Raw genomic sequence first — 21,101 nt, forward strand, 5'->3', positions numbered from 1 at the left:
ATGACCGAGGGACCCCCCCCATATCCAGACTCCATACAGCCACAAGCCAGCACTGATTTGTGGCAAGCCTGTATTGATCAACTTGCCCAGGAATTACCAGAGCAACAATTTCAAACTTGGATAAAGCCGCTCACGGCCCAAGTGTCTGACGACCTGTCCAAAGTGACCGTTTTTGTGGCCAATCGCTTCAAAATGGATTGGATTCGTGCGCAATACAGCGCCCGTCTGGCTCAACAAATGGAGCGATTAACAGGTCAGGCAATTCATCTTGAGCTGGCCCTCGCACCGAGGGAACCCATTGCCAGAAGCCAACCAACACAAAGGCTAATGCCATCGGCAGTCCCTGACAATACGGTCAGTCAAATCGAACAAGCCGCACCTGAGCCGCTCAAAAACAGGCTTAATGCCATGCTCACTTTTGATGCTTTAGTTGAGGGTAGTGCCAATCGCATGGCACGCGCTGCAGCCATGCATGTGGCTGGTATGCCGGGGCATTTGTACAACCCTCTGTTCATCTACGGAGGAGTGGGTTTGGGCAAAACCCACTTGATGCATGCTGTGGGTAATCAGCTTATCGCTGACCGTCCCAATGCCAAAGTTCTCTACATCCATGCTGAACAGTTTGTCACGGATGTGGTTAAAGCCTATCAACGCAAAGCTTTTGATGAGTTCAAAGAGCGTTATCACTCACTTGATTTGTTGCTGATTGATGATGTGCAATTTTTTGCTAACAAGGAGCGAACTCAAGAGGAATTCTTTAACGCCTTTGAGGCCCTGTTGGCGAAAAAGTCGCACATTGTGATGACCAGCGACACCTACCCGAAAGGTTTGGCCGACATTCACGAACGTCTTGTGTCGCGCTTTGATTCTGGTTTGACGGTGGCTATTGAGCCACCCGAACTGGAAATGCGGGTGGCCATTCTGATCAATAAAGCGCAAGCCGAGGGTATTGTCATGCCTGAAGAGGTTGCCTTTTTTGTTGCTAAAAACGTGCGCTCCAACGTGCGTGAGCTCGAAGGTGCCCTGCGCAAAATTCTGGCGTATTCTCGTTTTAATCAAAAAGAAATCTCCATCTTGTTGGCGCGCGAAGCGCTGCGAGACTTGCTGTCGATCCAGAACCGTCAAATTTCGGTGGAAAACATCCAGAAAACGGTGGCCGATTACTACAAGATCAAAGTGGCTGACATGTATTCGAAAAAACGGCCAGCCAGTATTGCCCGGCCACGTCAGATAGCCATGTTTTTAGCCAAAGAACTTACCCAAAAGAGTCTGCCCGAGATTGGCGAGCTGTTTGGTGGGCGTGATCACACCACCGTACTCCATGCGGTGCGCAAAATTGGTGCAGAACGCCAGCAAATGACCGAGCTGAATCAACAGCTGCATGTGCTGGAGCAAACCCTCAAAGGCTGAGCCGAATGAGTGGGAAAATGACCACCAAAACCTAGATTAATCACTACATGAGGATGACATGATTGTTCTGAAAGCCCCCCAAGACCAGGTGCTGTCCGTGTTGCAAGCGGTCTCAGGCATTGTTGAGCGTCGCCATACGTTGCCTATTTTGGCCAATGTGCTGATTCGTAAAACAGGCAATTCATTGCTGCTCACGACCAGTGACCTTGAAATCCAGATTCGCACTACTGCTGACCTGAGGGGCGACTTGGATGACTTTACTACCACAGTGGGTGCTCGCAAGCTGATTGATATTCTGCGCACCATGCCAGCAGATCAAATCGTGTCGCTTGAATCCAGTGCTGCCAAGCTGATCTTGAAAGGTGGCAAGAGCAAGTTCACCTTGCAAACCATGCCCGCTGAAGATTTTCCATTGGTGCAAGAGGCAGCCAACTTTGGCCCAGTGTTCAGCGTGCCACAGAAAACCCTCAAGGCTTTGTTGAGTCAGGTATCTTTTGCCATGGCAGTCCATGACATTCGGTACTACCTCAACGGTATTTTGTTTGTGGCCGAAGGTCGGCAACTGAGTCTGGTGGCGACCGATGGTCACCGCTTGGCTTTTGCCTCTGCCACACTGGATGTTGAAGTACCCAAACAAGAAGTTATATTGCCGCGCAAAACGGTGCTGGAGTTGCAGCGCCTGCTGTCAGATGCCGAGGGTGCGATCGAAATGCAATTTGCCAGCAACCAGGCCAAGTTCAGTTTTGGTGGTATGGAGTTTGTCACCAAGCTTGTTGAAGGCAAGTTTCCTGACTACAACCGTGTTATTCCACGTAACCACAAAAACTGCATCATCCTGGGCCGTGCCGCACTATTGGCCACCTTGCAACGCACCGCCATTTTGACCAGTGAAAAGTTCAAAGGGGTTCGTCTGAACCTTGACCCCGGAACATTACGTGTCGCAGCGAACAACGCCGAGCAGGAAGAAGCCATGGATGAACTTGACATTGACTACGGTGGCGACAGTATTGAGATTGGCTTCAACGTGACCTATCTGATTGATGCACTGGCCAATATGAGCCAGGAGATGATCAAGATTGAACTCTCTGACGGCAACAGCTCGGCATTACTCACCATTCCTGACAACGATCAATTCAAATATGTGGTGATGCCCATGCGCATCTAATGCTGGCCAACCACTCGAATCAGTTGCTACCTACTTATCCAAAGCGCCCCATGACCGAAGAAAACAAGCCCGCCATATCGACTGAACCCACTGAAAACGCTGTTCACACAGGCGAAGGTACGGTAGACAGCTCCAATTTTCAGCCCACCATTGATGCCCATCAAATAGGTGCCTCTGAAGCCTACGGTGAAGGCTCGATTCAAATCTTGGAAGGTCTGGAAGCCGTACGCAAGCGACCAGGTATGTACATTGGTGACACCAGCGATGGCACGGGTCTGCATCATCTGGTGTTTGAGGTGGTGGACAACTCGATTGACGAGTCTTTGGCAGGCCACTGTGACGACATTCTGGTGACTATTCACACCGACAACTCGGTGAGTGTGGTGGACAACGGCCGGGGTATTCCTACCGGCATCAAGATGGACGACAAACACGAGCCCAAGCGCAGTGCCTCTGAAATCGCCTTGACCGAACTGCACGCTGGTGGCAAGTTCAATCAGAACAGCTACAAGGTTTCTGGTGGCCTCCACGGGGTGGGGGTGAGTTGTGTCAATGCTTTGAGCAAAATGCTGCGTTTGACGGTGCGCCGCGACGGCAAGATGCATGTACTTGAATTCAGCAAAGGCTTTGTGCAAAACCGCCTTATCGAGGTGGTTGATGGTGTTGAAGTTTCACCCATGAAGATCACGGGTGAAACGGAACGTCGTGGCACCGAAGTGCATTTTTTGCCAGACACCGACATCTTCAAAGAAAACAATGATTTCCACTATGAAGTGTTGGCTAAACGCCTGCGCGAACTGAGTTTTTTGAACAACGGTGTGCGCATTCGCCTGAAAGACGAGCGCAGTGGCAAGGAGGACGATTTTTCTGGCGCGGATGGTGTGCGTGGTTTTGTCAACTTCATCAACAAGGGTAAAACCATCCTCAATCCCAACATCTTCCATGCCATGGGTGATCGCCAGAGTGACCAGAACACCAACATTGGTGTGGAAGTGGCGATGCAATGGAACAGCGGTTATAACGAACAGGTGCTTTGCTTTACCAACAACATTCCGCAACGCGATGGAGGTACCCACCTGACCGGTTTGCGTGCGGCAATGACCCGTGTCATCAACAAATATATCGATGACAACGAACTGGCCAAAAAAGCCAAGGTTGAAGTCACGGGTGACGATATGCGCGAAGGCTTGACCTGCGTGCTGAGTGTCAAAGTCCCCGAGCCCAAATTCAGCAGTCAAACCAAGGACAAACTGGTCAGCTCTGAAGTTCGCGGTCCGGTTGAGGACATTGTCAGCAAACTGCTTTACGACTATTTGCAAGAGCGTCCGGCCGATGCAAAAATCATTGTCGGCAAAATCATCGAGGCTGCCCGCGCCCGAGAAGCCGCCCGTAAGGCGCGTGACATGACCCGCCGAAAGGGTGTGCTTGATGGCATGGGTCTGCCCGGAAAACTGGCTGATTGCCAGGAAAAAGACCCGGCACTCTGCGAAATCTACATCGTGGAGGGTGACTCGGCTGGTGGCTCTGCCAAACAAGGACGTGACCGCAAGTTCCAGGCCATCCTGCCATTGCGCGGCAAGATTTTGAACGTTGAAAAAGCGCGCTACGAAAAGCTCTTGACCAGCAATGAAATTTTGACGCTGATCACCGCACTGGGTACGGGCATCGGCAAGGCCGGTGGTTCTACTGGCAATGACGACTTTGATGTGGCCAAGCTGCGTTACCACCGCATCATCATCATGACCGACGCGGACGTGGATGGTGCTCACATCCGTACTTTGCTGCTCACCTTTTTCTACCGCCAGATGCCCGAATTGGTGGAGCGTGGGCATATCTACATTGCCCAGCCACCGTTGTACAAGGTCAAGGCCGGCCGGGAAGAACTCTACTTGCAAGGCCCGACCGATCTGGACAACTTTTTACTGCGCGTAGCGTTGGTGAATGCCACTGTGAACACCGGGGGTTCCAACAGCACGGCGCTTACTGGTGAGCCTCTTGCAGAATTGGCAAGAAAACATCAGCTAGCCCAGGCAGTGATTGCGCGACTAGCTCACTTTTTAGATGTATCGGCCCTGCGTGCCATTGCCGATGGTGTGGCCTTGAACCTGGACACGGTAGCCCATGCAGAAGCTTCTGCCGCAGAACTGCAAGCCCAATTGCCTGACGCTGAAGTTGCTGGTGAATTTGATGCCCGCACCGACAAACCCATTTTGCGTATCAGCCGCCGCCTGCACGGCAATATCAAGAGCAGTGTTTTGACGCAAGACTTTGTGCATGGCGCTGACTATGCCGCTCTGGCAGAGGCCGCTAAAACTTTCAAAGGCCTGCTCTCTGAAGGTGCCAAGGTGACGCGTGGTGAAGGTGAGCGTCAAAAAGAGCAAAAAGTTGCTGATTTCCGCGAAGCCATTGCTTGGTTGATCAGCGAGGCCGAACGTGGAACATCCCGCCAGCGCTACAAAGGATTGGGTGAAATGAACCCAGAACAGCTGTGGGAAACCACCATGGATCCCACCGTTCGAATCTTGTTGCGTGTGCAAATCGACGATGCCATTGAGGCTGACCGTGTTTTCACCATGTTGATGGGTGATGAAGTCGAACCCCGTCGTGAATTCATTGAGACCAACGCATTACAAGCAGGAAATATTGATATCTGATGCTGTAGGTTCTCAGAAATATTGCAAAAATTCTCACATCGTGCAAAAAACGGTTGCGGAATGACACTGCACTTTCTACTTCGTGCCACTCAACATTCACCTCCCTATGGGAATATGGGGTGTTTGGGGCTGCTCGCAGTCGGGTTTTAGCTAATTCTGCAGCACGGACTATTTTGAAAAAACGTCATTGGTGCGTGTTCTCAATGGCTAAAACCTAGGTCAGCAACAGACCTAGGCGGGTCCTTCACTCGGTGCATTTGTAAGTCAGGTACGCAGCGTTGCTGTCGGTCACATGGAAATCGTAAGCACTCAATTGTGGATTGGGAACGGGCTTCAACGATTCCAATGTAAAGACTCGAATGCAGCGTTGGACTAAACCGCTCGCGCGGTATCCTTCGATCAGCGATTTTGGTTATCCAGCGGTGTAGGCATGTCGAAGTTGTGAATTGAGGCAATTGGCCTCGTTCACAACAGGAGCACAGCCATGGAAACATCGACACCAAGCGGGTCACCACTGCGTCAACGCATGATTGAGGACATGCGAATGCGCAAACTGATGCCCAGGACGCGAGAGGCTTACATCCGGGCCGTTCGTAAGTTCGCAAAGTTTTTGGGCAGATCACCTGACACAGCAACCGATGAAGACCTGCGCCGTTTTCAACTGCATCTGATCGACCAAGGCACTTCACCCATCACGCTCAACGCCACCATTGTGGGCTTGAACTTTCTTTTCACAGTCACGCTGGGTCGCCCCGAGGTGATGGCCAAGATGCAATCAGTGCGGGTCCCCCAGAAGCTTCCGGTGATTTTGAGCAAGGAAGAGATGACCCGTTTGCTCGCCTGTGTTGGGCACATCAAACACCAGACGGCGCTGTCACTGGCCTATGGCACGGGGTTGCGTGTGGGCGAGGTCGTCGCGCTCAAAGTCAGCGACATTGACAGCAAGCGTATGACGCTGCGCGTGGAACAAGGCAAAGGCCTCAAGGATCGCTACGCCATGCTCTCACCAGTCCTGCTGGAGCGCCTGCGCGTGTGGTGGCGCGTGGCACGCGCGCAGGGCAAGATGCTCGATGGGGGTTGGCTGTTTCCGGGCCTTGATCCTTTGCAAAGCTTGAGTACCCGCCAACTCAACCGTGCTATCCACGATGCAGCCACGATGGCCAAGATCGACAAGCGGGTGTCCATGCACACGTTGAGGCACTCTTTTGCCACCCATTTGCTGGAGCAGAAGGTGGACATCCGCGTGATCCAGGTTTTACTGGGGCACCAGCGGCTGGACACCACGGTGCATTACGTACAAGTCGCCACCGATGTCCTACGTGAAGTGATCAGCCCACTGGAGACACTCAAACCGACATAGGGATCACGGCCGTGGGCCACCTCGCCTTGGAGGTTGCCGACATCTTTCGTACCCATGGCCCGGCCTGGCGGCAAACCCAGCAGGGGCACTTGAGCCTGGGCCAGCTCAAAGTCATGTCGGCCATAGAACAGTGCCGCAGCGCGGCGCTGGGGGGACACGTGTTGCACTGTGATGGCTGCGGACACGACAGAGTTGCCTATAACTCCTGTCGCAACCGTCATTGCCCCAAGTGCCAGGCCAGTGCGGCCAAGCGTTGGCTTGAGGCGCGTCAGGCTGAACTGCTGCCAGTGGACTATTACCACGTGGTCTTCACCTTGCCCGCACCCATCAGCGCCATTGCCTATTACAACAAGGCGGTGCTTTATCGCCTGCTGTTTGAGGTGGCCGCTGAGACCTTGACCACCATCGCGGCAGATCCCAAGCATATGGGCGCGCAGATTGGCGCGACGCTGGTGCTACACACCTGGGGCTCAGCGTTGACGCACCATCCCCATGTGCATGGGATTGTGCCGGGCGGGGGCCTGTCACTGGACGGCCAGCGCTGGGTGGCCTGCAAGCCGGGTTTCTTTCTGCCGGTGCGGGTGCTCTCAAGGTTGTTTCGCAGGCGCTTCTTGGAGGAACTGGGGGTGGCATACCGTGCCGGTGAGTTACAGTTCTTTGGCGAGTACGCCGAGCTGGCGGATGCCAAGACCTTTGCCAAATGGCTCTTCCCGATGGGCAAATGCGACTGGGTGGTGTATGCCAAGCGCCCCTTTGCAGGCCCGGCGGCGGTGTTGACTTATTTGTCTCGCTATACCCACCGGGTGGCCATTTCCAATTCGCGCCTGATTTCAATGGATGAAGCTGGGGTGACATTTCGCTGGAAGGATTACCGTGCCAAAGGCAAGACGCGCCACAAGACCATGACGCTGGAGCCTGATGAGTTCATGCGACGATTTTTGTTGCATGTGCTGCCCAGTGGCTTTCACCGCATTCGTCACTATGGGCTGATCGCCAACAATGCGCGCAAAGACAATTTGGTACGGGCACGTGAACTGTTATATGTTGCGCCGGTTGCTGCATCAACTGCCACATCGGCTGCTGATTCGACTGATGTGCCCAATGACGGTGTCCGTCCGACCTTTGTTTGTTCGCACTGTGGTGCGCCAATGGTGATCATCCAGACGCTGATACGTCAGCGTGCCATTCGTGCTCCGCCGCAGAGTCTGGGTATGCCATGAAGTCACGATTTAATCTTGAACGATCAAACCAAGTGCCGCCTTTGTATCCATCAAAGTTGGCCTGGGCTGGCATTGCCTCATGGTGCCAAACCGGCGGTTTTTGCTCTGATCGTTGCCGTCGGTTCTGGCATTTTGGATCGCTCAATCATCATCTGAACTACCCATGGGCCACCATGACCTCCATGTTTGGCTCATTGAACCACGTTGCAGGTATTCAAATCCCCATAGCGTTGTAGTTCACTCCAACCGCAACGGCACATCCCGCGGTTTCCTCCCTCGAGGCTTGTACGACGCCAGCCCTCAGGCTTGGGCTGGATCCCGGCGGTTAATGGTTGCGGGCTGGCATCCTACAAACCTAAACGTTTGCAGTCATAGAGATTTTGGGCTGTGAACGACTTCAGAAGGCTGAAATTGGCCATATTCATTGACCCATGGCGTGATTTCGATATACTGTATTTTCATACAGCCATTATTTGAAATCCCATGTCCGCCGCCCTCCAATGGATAGTGAATGCCGAGCCACCCTTTGGTGTTGGCCCGTCACAGCCGTTTGACGTCGGTCTGCTCCCAAGCAGCGTTTCGCAAGCAATCTGGCGAGGAACCGAAGTCGGACAGTCAGGCAAAGCCGTTGTCTCAACTGGCTTTGAGGCACTGGATGCCCAGTTGCCGGGTGGCGGTTGGCCATGCAACTCTTTGACTGAACTTCTGCAGTCTCAACCCTCACTGTGTGAATGGCGCCTGCTTTCACCCGCATTGGCCCGGCTTGTGACCACCGGTGGCCAAATCTTGTTGGTTGGGCCACCCAAACGTCCCCATGTCCCTGGTCTGGTCAAACTCGGCATTGCTGAAAAAAATCTGGTCTGGATTGTTGCTGACACCCCGGCAGAACGTCTTTGGACCACAGAACAGTTGGTCAAAGCCAACCCGCGGGGTGGCGCCATCCTGGCGTGGTTGCCCCAGGCGCGTGCCGAGCAAATTCGGCGTCTTCAAGTCCACGCCCAATCCTGCGACTGCCCGGTGTTCCTGTTTCGACCTGAGGCAGTCCAACTGGACGCTTCACCGGCACCATTGCGTGTCTTGGCCACGCTCGGTACCGATTGGCAGTTGCAGGTTTATATTTTGAAGCGCAAGGGCGCATTGATGGACGGCTTTATTTCCCTGCTGTCAATTCCCGCAACGCTCGCCAGCGTGTTCACACCCCGGTTGATGCGTCCGAGCCAATTGATGGCCAAAACGGAGGCATCCAATGTCCATGCATTGGGCCGCACTGTTAACCAACGTCACCTGCGACAAATCGCTGCGCACTGACCCAGCGGGGATTGCTGTCTGGGCTCTTCAATTCACTCCCCGAGTTGCAAGAGTTGACCAGGCGGTCTTGCTGGAGGTCGAGCAAAGCTTGCGTCTGTTTGGCGGTGAAGACCGGGTGCATGAGCTCGTCGAGGCAGGTGCGACCGAGCTCGGCATAACCGAACTTGCATGGGCCCCGACCAGCCTAGCGGCCCTTGCTTGCGCCCGAGTTGGCATCCGTGATGGTTTTTCTGGGCCATTGACCAATGTGCTGGACCCGTTGCCTTATGAATGTGTCGATGCGGTTAATGTTCATGGGGCCACACTGGCGCGTCTGGGATGCAGAACACTTGCCGATGTGCGCATGTTGCCGCGTGGCGGCATCCGCCGACGTTTTGACAGTCAACTGCTGCTGGCGCTAGACCAGGCCTATGGTTTGTGCCCCGAAGGCTACCAATGGGTGACACTGCCTGAAACATATTCTGCAAAGTTGCAATTGCCCGGTCGCGTCGACACAGCACCGGCCCTGATGTTTGGCGCCAGGCGCCTGTTGGTACAAATGGGTGGATGGCTTTGTGCTCGCCAATGCGGGGTCACTGCTTTCACATTGCACTGGTGCTACGACGTGATGCGCGCCAAAGACGCGGGGGACGGCGGCAAAATCACCGTGCGCACGGCACACCCAACGCAAAACGTCGACCACCTGTGCCGACTGCTGACAGAAAACCTGGCCAAGGTGACTTTACTGGCTCCGGTCGGTGATCTGATCCTGAGCGCGACGGAAGTAACACCGTTCATCGAAGAAAGCCGTTCTCTCATTCCTGATGACCGGCCGACTGGAGAGTCCATTGACCTGGTACTGGAACGTATCGAAGCTCGCCTGGGCAAAAAACGCGTTCTCAGACCTGTGCTGACCGAAGACACGCGCATGGAGTGGATGAACCACTGGCAGCCGATGAACGCCAAAAGACCGGCTACCAAGGTGCGCCAGGTATCCGGTCCCCAGCCCACCTGGATTCTCAAAACGCCGTTGAAGCTGGATGTCAAAGGTGAACGCCCGCTGTACCAAGGCCCACTTCAGCTATTGCTGGGGCCAGAGCGTGTCGAGGGGGGCTGGTGGCACCGCGCTCAAGACGCAGACGGTCGCCAGAGCAGCCTGAATGTGGGACGGGACTACTGGGTGGCTCTCAGCCAACATGCGGGTGCACTCTGGATTTTTCAGCAACGACTGCCCAAAGACACGGCTGCGTCCTGGTTTTTGCATGGACTCTTTGCGTGAGCCCGCACCATGCCCGTCTTGCCCCAATACGCCGAGCTTAGGTGCCTCTCCAATTTTTCTTTTCTGATAGGGGCCAGCAAACCTGAGGAGCTGGTCGTGCGTGCCAAAGAACTCGGCTACTCAGCCCTGGCGCTGACCGATGAATGCACCATGGCCGGCATCGTTCGCGCCCATGTGCAGGCCAAGGAATCAGGCATCAAACTCCTGGTCGGCTCACAGTTTCAGGTCGACTGTGAAAGTCGGCTGGACTTTGGAAGTCCCTTCAATCTGGTCGTGCTGGCCTGCAACTTGAACGGCTACGGTAACCTGTGCGAGTTCATCACACGCCTGCGGCGCACGTCAGAGAAAAAGGGAACTTATCACCTGTTGCTCGAAAGCATCCAGGGTGCAGACCTGGCGGACTGCCTGGTGGTGGTGTCGCCTGAGCGCGGCAGCACCCTGGAACAGCTCCTGACTATAGGGCAATGGGCCTTGCAGCATTTCATCGGTCGATGTTGGTGGGGTGTCGAGCAATTACGCACGCTGAACGATGAGATCTGGCTCTATAAACTCAGGCAGGTAAGTGAGGCCACCGCTATTTCGCTGGTGGCGGTCGGTGATGTGCACATGCACGTGCGCTCCCGCAAACCACTTCAGGACGTGTTGACAGCCATCCGGGTTGGCAAACCCCTGACCGAATGTGGTCTGGACTTGCAGCAAAACGCCGAACGTCACCTGCGCACCCGCCTACGTCTGGCGCAGACCTATCCAGACGAGTTAATGGCCGAAACCCTCACCGTGGCCAATCGGTGCAACTTTTTGCTTGATGAGCTGCAATACCAGTATCCCCAGGAAGTAGTGCCAGCAGGCGAGACTCCTGAGTCGTACCTGAGGCGAGTCACCTACGAAGGGGCAGGGCGGCGCTGGCCCGGAGGCATGACAGCCAAAGTCCAACGTCAAATTGGGCACGAACTCACTTTGATTTGCGAACTGAAGTACGAGCAGTATTTTTTGACCGTTTACGACATCGTCGCGTTCGCTCGGTCCCGCCACATCCTTTGCCAAGGGCGGGGGGCTGCTGCCAACAGCGCAGTCTGTTATTGCCTGGGCGTCACCGAGGTGGATCCGGCGCGGATGTCCGTGCTTTTTGAGCGATTTATCAGCAAAGAGCGCAATGAGCCGCCTGACATTGATGTCGACTTTGAGCATGAGCGCCGCGAAGAAGTCATCCAGTACCTGTATCAAAAGTACGGGCGTGACCGTGCTGCTTTGACGAGCGTGGTGATTTCGTACCGGCCCAAATCCGCCATTCGGGATGTTGGCAAGGCGCTGGGCTTCGATTTGGAATTATTGGAAAAACTTGCCAAGTCCCATCGCCATTGGGATGGACGCGAGGTCCATGCCGAGCGTTTGAAAGAGATGGGACTCTCACTGGATGACCTGGGTGTCCAGCAACTCATGACGATGACACGACAGTTGATGACTTTTCCGAGGCATCTCTCCCAGCACCCGGGCGGCTTTGTGCTGACCAAGGGACCCTTGTCGCGCATGGTTCCCATCGAAGCAGCTTCCATGGAGGACCGCACTGTCATCGAGTGGGACAAGGACGACCTGGATGCCATGGGTTTGTTGAAAGTTGATGTGCTGGCTCTGGGCATGCTCACGGCGATTCGCAAATCACTGGATTTCGTCAGTATGCGACGCGGCTTTCACTTTCAGATGCAGGACATCCCGGCCGAAGACCCCGCAACCTACGAGATGATTTGCCAGGCAGACACGGTCGGGGTGTTCCAGATTGAGTCCCGTGCGCAGATGGGAATGCTGCCGCGTTTGCAGCCAAGGTGTTTTTATGACTTGGTCATCGAGGTGGCGCTGGTGCGACCAGGCCCGATTCAAGGGGGCATGGTGCACCCGTACCTGAGCCGCAGACAGGGCAAAGAACCCGTTGTATATCCCAGTGCAGCCCTTGAAGTAGCCCTGGGTCGAACGCTGGGTGTGCCCGTTTTTCAGGAACAGGTGATGCAAGTCAGTATCCTGGCCGCCGGCTTTACGCCTGACGAGGCCGATGGGTTGCGCCGGGCGATGGCCGCCTGGAAACGCAAAGGTGGCCTTGAAAAATACTTTGATCGCATCGTCGATGGGATGACTTCGCGAGGATACGAGAAAGAATTCGCGCTGCAAATCTTTGAGCAGATAAAGGGTTTCAGCGAATATGGCTTCCCGGAATCACATGCCGCATCCTTTGCCCTGCTGGTCTACGCCAGCTGTTGGCTCAAGCACGCGGAGCCCGCGGCTTTTCTGGCTGCCATGCTGAATTCGCAACCACTGGGTTTTTATTCTCCCAATCAACTGGTTCAGGATGCCAAAAGGCACGGAGTGGAGGTGAGGGCGGTGGATGTGATGTTCAGTGACGTGGATGCCACGCTGGAAGATTTACCCCACATGCCCGCAGTGCGCCTGGGATTGCGGCTGATTTCCGGACTCAGGCGGACATCTGCCGAGCGCATCGTGGCCGCGCGCGCCCAACAGCCCTTTGATGGTGCCGGGGATCTGTCCAGACGCGCCAACCTTGAGCAGCATGAGATGAAGTTGTTGGCTGGTGCCGATGCCCTGGCCAGCCTGTCGGGTCACCGCAGGCAGCAGGTCTGGGAAGCCGCAGCGCTGCACGCTCCACCCGAGTTGCTGCGCGACGCCCCGGTTGAGGAGGACATTCTGGAGCTGCCCGAGGCCCCGGAAGGGGAGGAAATCGTTTTCGACTACGCAGCATTGGGGCTTAGTCTGAGGTGCCATCCGCTGGCACTGCTGCGAAAGCAACTGGCCGACATGCGCTTTAAGTCCTCTTCCCAACTTCGCGACCTTCGCGATGGCAGCCTAGTGCGGGCCTGTGGCATTGTGACACTGCGCCAACAACCTGAGACGGCCAAGGGGGTGGTTTTTGTGTCGCTGGAAGATGAAGACGGTTCTGTCCAGGTCATTGTCTGGAAGAGCTTGCGAGAGAAACAGCGCCGGGAACTGATGAACGCCAAGCTCCTGGGTGTCTATGGGGTTTGGCAGCGTGACGGCGAGGCGCGCAATTTGATTGCAAAGCATCTGGTCGACCTGACGCATTGGCTCGGCCGATTGGCAGCACCGAGTCGGGATTTTCATTGAAGTGTTGCAGGCAATCGGGCATTTGCCTCGACGCGAGCTGGCGAGTGTGATTCTGTCCAGTCGGGGAAATTCCTTACGTCATCCCGCCAATACCAGTTTGTTTCAGCATGTGCAGACGATGGTCGTCAACAGTCCAGGAAGGCACACAAAAATTGCAATTGCGGGCATTCGAGCACGACGTGAGTTACATCGCGGTTTTCCACCCGGAACTTAAAGAGTTCGTCGACGTTCCGGCAGTCGATCAGGAATATGCCGCCGGAGTCAACCGGTACATCCACCGCCTTGTGACTGCCGAAACGCGCAGGCGCTATACCGATTCCTGGACCCGAGAACAGCGTCTGAGCGTCAAATCAGAAATTCAAGGCATCGTTGACGAAGCAATCAAAGCCAAGAAAACAGGTACTCGAAAAAAGTCTGCAGTGCTCAACCTCTCTGACAGCTAGCAGATCCTCTTCCCCCGGTCAGAGGAGTCTCTTTCGCATGCGTGCCAGTTTGTGAACCCACAACCAAAACCCGATGAACCACTTGAGCCTGGTACCGACGATGAACTGCCGCACTTTGGCACCTCAAAAAGAGTTTGGGACCCCGCATAAAAACTCAACTGCTCAGAAATTAGGCAGTAGCACAAATCTCAAGCTGCAGGCCGTGACGACTGCAGCGAACAGCAATCGCGATCAAGTCCAACATGAAGAGCCCATGCTGTCTCAATATGCCACAAGCCATGGATACCCGGCATAGGCGTATCCAACAAGTTCTTTCTTCGTAGAACAGTTGTCCATGGCAAAAATTCCGAAATCAATAGACTGTCCATAAATGCAACTGGCCAGCAGCTTTTGCTTCAGCCGGATAGTTGATCTTGGTGAATTCAGATTTGTCAGTCAATGCCAAATCGTCGTGGGGACGGAGGTCACCGGGTAACTCCGTGGAAATAAAACCCAGCCACCTTCAGTACAAATCACAATTTAGGCTAAGTTATTGATTTATATGACTAAATACTTTTTAGCTATGCAGTTGCGGACTCCACTTCCATCCTTTGGATAAACCTGTGCATAAAATTACTTGAATCGTCAAGTTATCCACAGATTTCTTCAATCAGCACGAGTTATTAAAGTTTTGGGTACATCGAAAATTCAGTCTAGTCCACATCTTTGAACATAGCTCAACTGTATGATTTACAAAGAAAAAAATGACTTGTCCACGAAAAAAGTGCTTGCTTATCTACTATGACTAATCTTATAAATTGAATTTAAAGTAAGTCAGGTCAAATTACTCCACTGACTTTTTATAAAAATTTATGAATTGAAATAAGTCTGTGCATAAAGCAATTAATTTTCAATTTGGGATCCATTTCTGTGATCCATCAAGTAAGATTTGGGTCTTCTACGACAAGCTCATGACAGCGTTGACATCGAGCCTTATTTCAAAATCATTCATTTCCAGGTCTTGTGTCAACTTCATTCGAAATCAAAAGTGCTCAACTGCCGTTGGTCGCTTTGCTCCTGAAAACGCCTGATTTACCCAAAGTTGTGGGTGAACTCTTGCAACAATTTGGCCCGGAAAGTGATAGCCCTGATTTTTTCGACAATGATGGTCTGGTACTTGATTTTTCAAATATCGCGCCACCTTCAGAGGCACAGCACTTCACTCTTTTGCTGAAAACCCTGACCAGTTGTCATTTAAAACCTCTCGCTTTTCGCAACGCCAGTGAAGATTGGAAAAGTTTGGCATTGGCTAGTGGCTTGATTGAGGCTCCAGTTGAAATACCACGCAACCACCAAGCATCAGGCGCTCAAAAAACGCCTGAAAAATTGGTAGCCGAACCCGTTCTTCAAGTGATTAAGGAAGTAACCCGAGAAGTTATCCGTGAAGTGCCGGGCCCTGCCACACTGGTGATTGACAAACCCTTGCGTTCGGGTCAGAAAATTTATGCGCGTGGTGCTGATTTAGTGGTGTTGGCCATGGTCAACATGGGCGCTGAAATTGTGGCTGATGGCAATATCCATGTGTATGCGCCCTTGCGTGGCAAAGCCATGGCAGGAGCCAGCGGCAATACCCAAGCGCGTATTTTCTCGCTGTGTATGGAACCTGAATTGATCTCGATTGCCGGTGTTTACCGTACCAGCGAAAATGCGCTGGCTAAAGACATTCAAGGCAAAGCAGCTCAAGTGCGTTTAAGCAATGACGGCCAGGAAAAACTGCTGTTTGATGCTTTGAATGCCTAAATTTATTCTTTGAAAGATTCTTTAATCATGGCAAAAATCATTGTGGTGACTTCCGGTAAGGGTGGCGTGGGTAAAACCACGACCAGTGCCAGTTTTTCAACCGGATTGGCACTGCGCGGCCACAAAACGGCGGTGATTGACTTTGACGTTGGTCTGCGCAATTTGGACTTGATCATGGGCTGTGAACGCCGTGTGGTGTATGACCTGATCAACGTGATTCACGGTGAGGCCAATCTGAACCAGGCCCTCATCAAAGACAAACAGTGTGAAAACCTCTACGTGCTGGCGGCATCCCAAACCCGTGACAAAGATGCTTTGACCCAAGAGGGGGTTGAAAAGGTGTTGGCTGATCTGGCTGCCCTGGACTTTGAATACATTGTGTGTGACTCCCCTGCCGGTATCGAAACCGGTGCCCTGATGGCCATGCATTTTGCCGATGAAGCTCTGGTGGTCACCAACCCTGAGGTGTCTTCGGTGCGTGACTCTGATCGCATCCTGGGGATGCTGGCCAGTAAAACCAAGCGTGCCATGGCTGGGCAGGAACCCATCAAAGAGCATTTATTGATTACCCGTTACAACCCGGCGCGGGTCAATCAAGGCCAAATGCTGTCTCTGCAGGACATTCAGGACATCTTGCGCATCAAACTGATTGGTGTGATTCCAGAGAGTGAAGCGGTGCTGCAGGCCTCCAATCAGGGCGTTCCTGCCGTACACATGGAAGGCAGTGATGTCTCAGAGGCCTATAAAGACGTGATCAGCCGTTTTCTGGGTGAAGACAAGCCCATGCGTTTCACCGAGCCACCCAAACCAGGTTTACTCAAGCGTCTGTTCGGAGGGAAGTGACACCATGTCGTTCTTTACATTTTTTCTCGGCGAGAAGAAAAAAACAGCCAGTCTTGCCAAAGAACGCTTGCAGATTATTCTGGCTCATGAGCGAAGTGGTCGCAATGCTGCCGAGCCAGATTACCTGCCTGACTTGCAACGTGAGTTGATTGCCGTGATCAGCAAATATGTCAAGATCAACCCGGACGACATCAAAGTTAATCTGGAACGACAAGACAATCTGGAAGTGCTGGAAGTCAAAATTGAACTTCCTGACGTGCGCTAAAAAGATCACTTCTGGCGGTTTTGTAAAGCTCTAGAATGAGTTTCAACAAGAACTAGCCGTTGATCAGAACCTGATTGGAGACCTCTCATGCAATCCCTACACTTTAAAAAATCGCACCTGACCCTGATTTCACTGTGTGTACTGGCCTTGAATGCCTCCAGTGCACTGGCCGCAGATAAAACGGGTCGCCAGGTGGTTGAGCAAGTTTGTGCCACATGCCATGCAACCGGTGCAAATGGTGCTCCCAAAATTGGGGATGTGGCGACTTGGTCTCAGCATGCCAAAAAGGGGTTGGTCAAATTGACTGAAAACGCCATCAGCGGTTTTGGCAATATGCCAGCGCACGGTGGTCAGGCCAACTTGAATGACCTTGAAATCAGCCGTGCAATTGCGTATATGGTGAGCTCAGGCAAGGCGATAGATCCCGCCAAACCCTATGCCTCCCCCATCAGCAACACGGGTGAGCAATTGGTTCAAGTCCATTGCACCAATTGCCACATGGATGGCATTGCAGGTGCACCCCGTATCAATCAATTCAGCGACTGGAAACCACGCCTGGAAAAAGGCATGGATGGCTTGGTGAGTTCTACCATCAACGGGCACAAAGCCATGCCAGCACGCACAGGTATGGCCAGCCTGAGCGACACGGATTTGCGTAACGCGGTCACCTACATGGTGATTCAAAGCGCTACCTACAAAGCTAAATAATTACTCCTATTTAAATAGCTGCTTGCGCTTTAAAAATAAGCGCTAGAGGCTAAAAAGGCATTATTTTTTTGTCAATAACGGCTGCCAGCGTTTGAGCAGCAAGGCGTTGCTCATCACGCTGACTGAGCTCATCGCCATGGCAGCTCCAGCCATGACCGGGTTCAGATAGCCAAATGCCGCCAGCGGGATTCCGGCCACGTTGTAAATGAAGGCCCAAAACAGGTTTTGGCGGATTTTGGCCACCGTGCGGTCGGAAATGTCCAATGCGGCGGCGACCAGCGCCAAGTCACCACGCATCAGGGTGATACCTGCTGCATGCATGGCCACATCGGTACCACCGCCTGCGTTGGCCATGGCCATACCTACATCGGCAGCAGCCAGTGCAGGCGCGTCGTTGACCCCGTCACCTACCATCACCACGGTATGACCTTGTTGCTTCAGCAGGCTAATGTGCGCTGCCTTGTCACCAGGCAATACGTTGCTGATCACTTCACTGGCTTGCAAGCCCACTTTGTGAGCCATGGCCAAAGCGGCAGCGCTGTTGTCACCGGAGAGCATCATGACTTGGATACCACGCCTGCGCAGCGTGGCAATGGCTGCACTGGCGCTGGCTTTGGGCTCGTCACCAAAGGCCAGCAAGGCCAGTGCGTTCAGACCGTCAGGGGTTTGCTGCGCCAACACAGCCAATGTGGCCCCCTGGGTTTGCATGGCTTGCAAACGCCCGGCGAGTGGCCCCAGCGTCACCCCCAGCTCTTGTACCCAGCGCACACTGCCAATCAGGTAGTCGACCCCGTTGACCTGACCACGCAGCCCTTTGCCAGGTGTGGTTTGTGATTGAGTCAAGGTCGGCAGAGTGAGCTTGCGTTCACCTGCCATGTGAACCACTGCACGTGCCAGCGGGTGACCGCTGCCACTTTGCAAGGCCGCCGCAATGGCCAACAACACGGGTTCATCAGCAGCTTGTGAAACAACAAAATCCGTCAGTTGTGCTTGGCCGATAGTGAGTGTGCCGGTCTTGTCAAAGACCACCACATTGGCCTTGTGGGCCAACTCCAATGCCTGTGCATCCTTGATCAAAATGCCATGCTGCGCAGCCACACCGGTACCGGCCATGATGGCTGCTGGTGTAGCCAGGCCCAGCGCACAGGGGCACGCAATCACCAGCACCGTGACTGCATTGATCAGTGCCACCTCAAACGGCTGACCACTCACCCACCAACCGAGCAGGGTGAGTAATGCCAATCCGAGCACCACCGGCACAAACACGGCACTGACCTGATCCACCAGTCGCTGAATCGGTGCCTTGGCAGCCTGGGCGTCTTCTACCAGCCGGATGATGCTTGCCAGCACCGTGTCCACCCCAATGGCTTTGACGCGGATGATCACCCGGCCATCCCCATTAAGCGTGCCACCAGTCACTTTGTCCCCCTCTGTTTTGGACACCGGCAGCGGCTCACCCGTGAGCATGGACTCATCCACCTGGGTCAGCCCTTCCAGCACCACACCGTCGACCGCAAAACGTTCGCCAGGGCGCACGACAAGTTCATCACCGACCAGCACTTCATCAACGGGGACATCGACTTCACCGTCCAGCCCCAACAAGTGTGCCGTGTCAGGACGTAATGCGTGCAGGGCACGGATAGCCGAGGTGGTTTGCCGCTTGGCGCGGGCTTCGAGCCATTTGCCCAGCAGCACCAGGGTGATCACAACGGCTGAGCCTTCAAAATACAGATGGGGCATGGCATTCGTAGGGACACTCCACCATAACCAGACCGACAGCGCCCAGCCTGCAGTGGTGCCCATGGACACTAGCAAATCCATGTTCCCGCTGAGTGATTTCAGTGAATGCCAACCAGCTTTGTAAAACCGCGCGCCCAAAATGAACTGCACCGGTGTCGCCAGGGCGAATTGCACCCACGCGGGCAGCATCCAATGCTGGCCCCACAGTGTGCCCAGCATCGGCAGCATCAAGGGCAAGGACAATAGCAGCCCCCAAGCCACTGGGGAAAAACCGGCCCAGTTCGATTCAGACGGTGCATCAATGGCCGCATTCGCAGCCACTGGCTCGTAACCCGCATCACGCACCGCACGCCTGAGCCGCGCCTCGATTTGTTCCGAAGCATTGACCAGTATTCGGGCGGATTCGGTGGCCAGGTTGACACTGACTTCTTGCACGCCAGGTACTTTTTTCAAGGCCCGCTCGGCCCGGCCGACACAGGATGCACAGGTCATGCCGTGAATACCAATGTCGACGCGCACAGTGTCGGGTGAGGGGTGAGGTGTTGTCATGGAAGTCAAGCCAAAAATGAGTGCCAGGGTTCACAATACGCGTTTTTGCACACCTTGTATTTTCGAAGGAATTCAGATGAAACAAAGTTTTACAGTAACCGGCATGACTTGCGAACATTGTGAAAAAACCGTGGTGCGTGCGGTACGTCAGCTTGATCGCCGTGCAGAAGTGCATGCGGATCGCACCACCAACCGCGTGGAAGTCACCTCTGATCAGCCTCGTGAAGCCTTGGCCCAGGCCATTGCCGAAGAAGGTTTTACTGTTGCCCCCTGACCCCTTGCGTATGACGATCCTGGAAGCCATGGTCTTGTTGACGGAGTTGTACCCGTCATTGGCTCAAGTGCAGCCCGCACCTGATGCACCGGATTCAGGTCTGAACCCCTTTGATGTGCCCGCCAATACGGTGTTGTTCAGTGAAAACGCAGCCTGTCAGGGGTTTCCATTGGTGCTTTCAGGCGAAATCAAGGTATCGCGCAACTCAGGTGACGGCCGTTCGCTGGAGCTTTACCGCGTGGTGCCGGGTGAGCTGTGCCTGGTGTCCAGCGCCTGCCTGTTTCGGGTTCAACCGCTGTCCGCCTTTGGTATTACCACCAAGCCCAGCACCTTGATGTTGATTGGTCCCGACTTGTTCAAACGCTGGCTGGAAACCCCGGCGTTTCGCAACGATGTGCTGGGCCTGTTTGCCGAGCGCATGGCTGATTTGACCGCGCTGATTGATGCGGTGGCGTTTCAAAAGCTGGATCGTCGCCTGGCCGCTGCCCTGCTCGGGCGCGGCCAGCAGTTGCTGATCACCCATCAGACCCTGGCTGATGAACTGGGTACCGTGCGCGAGATCATTACCCGGTTGTTGCGCCGGTTTGAGCGGGAAGGCTGGGTCAGTCTGGGCCGAGAGCAGATCCAGATCATCAACGGGGCCGCCCTGCGCGCCCTGGTGAGTACCCAGCCCGTGTGATGCAGATCGCTGGGTGACTTGAGTCACAGACCTTGGTGGCTCATGCTGTGTGTAATACGCAGGCTTTCTTCTTTAACCTGTGATCTCAAGGAGTTTTTATGAAATCCAACGTTGGCGGCATTGACCGCATCTTGCGCATCGTCCTCGGCCTGGTGCTGATTGGTCTGACGCTGACCGGCAACATTGGCATGTGGGGCTGGCTGGGCGTGGTGCCCTTGGCCACCGGTGCCATTGGCTGGTGCCCGCCTTATGCCATGTTGGGTTTCAGCACCTGCTCGATGAAAAAGTAACGCGGCTTCTTTCAATTCCCTCAGGGT

The 21,101-nt window shown here is 54.2% G+C and carries 17 protein-coding genes; 16 read left to right on the forward strand and 1 reads right to left on the reverse strand.

Annotated elements, in window-relative coordinates; all coding sequences use genetic code 11:
- From dnaA to LDN84_RS00065, 13 genes are all read left to right on the forward strand, one after another.
- Complete coding sequence (gene dnaA, locus LDN84_RS00005; protein ID WP_223906321.1) at nt 1–1,410, forward strand: chromosomal replication initiator protein DnaA; 1,410 nt, start codon at nt 1–3, stop codon at nt 1,408–1,410.
- Between the two features lie 58 nt (nt 1,411–1,468).
- A complete protein-coding gene (gene dnaN, locus LDN84_RS00010) occupies nt 1,469–2,575 on the forward strand; it encodes a DNA polymerase III subunit beta (RefSeq protein ID WP_223906323.1) in 1,107 nt (368 codons plus the stop codon).
- A 50-nt stretch (nt 2,576–2,625) separates the two neighbouring features.
- Nucleotides 2,626–5,229 (forward strand): DNA topoisomerase (ATP-hydrolyzing) subunit B, encoded by a 2,604-nt coding sequence (gene gyrB, locus LDN84_RS00015; RefSeq protein ID WP_223906325.1) that lies wholly within the window; start codon nt 2,626–2,628, stop codon nt 5,227–5,229.
- A gap of 484 nt (nt 5,230–5,713) precedes the next feature.
- Nucleotides 5,714–6,589, forward strand: coding sequence for a tyrosine-type recombinase/integrase (locus LDN84_RS00020; protein ID WP_223906327.1), 876 nt, complete (start codon nt 5,714–5,716; stop codon nt 6,587–6,589).
- An 11-nt stretch (nt 6,590–6,600) separates the two neighbouring features.
- Nucleotides 6,601–7,809 (forward strand): IS91 family transposase, encoded by a 1,209-nt coding sequence (locus tag LDN84_RS00025; protein WP_223906329.1) that lies wholly within the window; start codon nt 6,601–6,603, stop codon nt 7,807–7,809.
- A 483-nt stretch (nt 7,810–8,292) separates the two neighbouring features.
- Nucleotides 8,293–9,117, forward strand: a complete 825-nt coding sequence (gene imuA / locus LDN84_RS00030; protein WP_223906331.1) for a translesion DNA synthesis-associated protein ImuA — start codon at nt 8,293–8,295, stop codon at nt 9,115–9,117.
- Nucleotides 9,062–10,375, forward strand: a complete 1,314-nt coding sequence (locus LDN84_RS00035; RefSeq protein WP_223913255.1) for a Y-family DNA polymerase — start codon at nt 9,062–9,064, stop codon at nt 10,373–10,375. The genes imuA and LDN84_RS00035 overlap by 56 nt, the downstream gene beginning before the upstream one ends.
- A gap of 9 nt (nt 10,376–10,384) precedes the next feature.
- Nucleotides 10,385–13,504: an error-prone DNA polymerase gene (locus LDN84_RS00040; RefSeq protein ID WP_223906333.1), complete on the forward strand. Its 3,120-nt coding sequence runs from the start codon at nt 10,385–10,387 to the stop codon at nt 13,502–13,504.
- A gap of 179 nt (nt 13,505–13,683) precedes the next feature.
- Nucleotides 13,684–13,947 (forward strand): hypothetical protein, encoded by a 264-nt coding sequence (locus tag LDN84_RS00045; RefSeq protein WP_223906335.1) that lies wholly within the window; start codon nt 13,684–13,686, stop codon nt 13,945–13,947.
- 1,002 nt (nt 13,948–14,949) lie between these two features.
- Nucleotides 14,950–15,726 (forward strand): septum site-determining protein MinC, encoded by a 777-nt coding sequence (gene minC, locus LDN84_RS00050; protein WP_223906337.1) that lies wholly within the window; start codon nt 14,950–14,952, stop codon nt 15,724–15,726.
- Between the two features lie 27 nt (nt 15,727–15,753).
- Nucleotides 15,754–16,569: a septum site-determining protein MinD gene (minD, locus tag LDN84_RS00055; RefSeq protein ID WP_223906339.1), complete on the forward strand. Its 816-nt coding sequence runs from the start codon at nt 15,754–15,756 to the stop codon at nt 16,567–16,569.
- Nucleotides 16,570–16,573: 4 nt separating this feature from the next.
- Complete coding sequence (minE, locus tag LDN84_RS00060) at nt 16,574–16,834, forward strand: cell division topological specificity factor MinE (RefSeq protein ID WP_223906342.1); 261 nt, start codon at nt 16,574–16,576, stop codon at nt 16,832–16,834.
- 87 nt (nt 16,835–16,921) lie between these two features.
- On the forward strand, nt 16,922–17,542 hold the full coding sequence (locus tag LDN84_RS00065) for a c-type cytochrome (RefSeq protein ID WP_223906344.1): 621 nt from the start codon (nt 16,922–16,924) through the stop codon (nt 17,540–17,542).
- A 60-nt stretch (nt 17,543–17,602) separates the two neighbouring features.
- On the opposite strand, the gene LDN84_RS00070 is transcribed toward LDN84_RS00065, so the two are convergent.
- Nucleotides 17,603–19,831 carry a heavy metal translocating P-type ATPase gene (locus LDN84_RS00070; protein WP_223906346.1) on the reverse strand — a complete coding sequence of 743 codons (2,229 nt, stop codon included), beginning with the start codon at nt 19,829–19,831 and terminating at the stop codon, nt 17,603–17,605.
- A gap of 76 nt (nt 19,832–19,907) precedes the next feature.
- Between LDN84_RS00070 and LDN84_RS00075 the strand changes: the two genes are divergently transcribed.
- The 3 genes from LDN84_RS00075 (at nt 19,908) to LDN84_RS00085 (ending at nt 21,074) form a co-directional block, all read left to right on the forward strand.
- Nucleotides 19,908–20,105 (forward strand): heavy-metal-associated domain-containing protein, encoded by a 198-nt coding sequence (locus tag LDN84_RS00075; protein ID WP_223906348.1) that lies wholly within the window; start codon nt 19,908–19,910, stop codon nt 20,103–20,105.
- Nucleotides 20,095–20,784, forward strand: a complete 690-nt coding sequence (locus tag LDN84_RS00080) for a Crp/Fnr family transcriptional regulator (protein WP_317134819.1) — start codon at nt 20,095–20,097, stop codon at nt 20,782–20,784. Before LDN84_RS00075 ends, LDN84_RS00080 begins: the two co-directional genes overlap by 11 nt.
- Nucleotides 20,785–20,882: 98 nt before the next feature.
- On the forward strand, nt 20,883–21,074 hold the full coding sequence (locus LDN84_RS00085; RefSeq protein WP_223906350.1) for a YgaP family membrane protein: 192 nt from the start codon (nt 20,883–20,885) through the stop codon (nt 21,072–21,074).
- Nucleotides 21,075–21,101: the final 27 nt, after the last annotated feature.

This window comes from Rhodoferax lithotrophicus, from assembly GCF_019973615.1.
Lineage (GTDB): Bacteria > Pseudomonadota > Gammaproteobacteria > Burkholderiales > Burkholderiaceae_C > Rhodoferax > Rhodoferax lithotrophicus.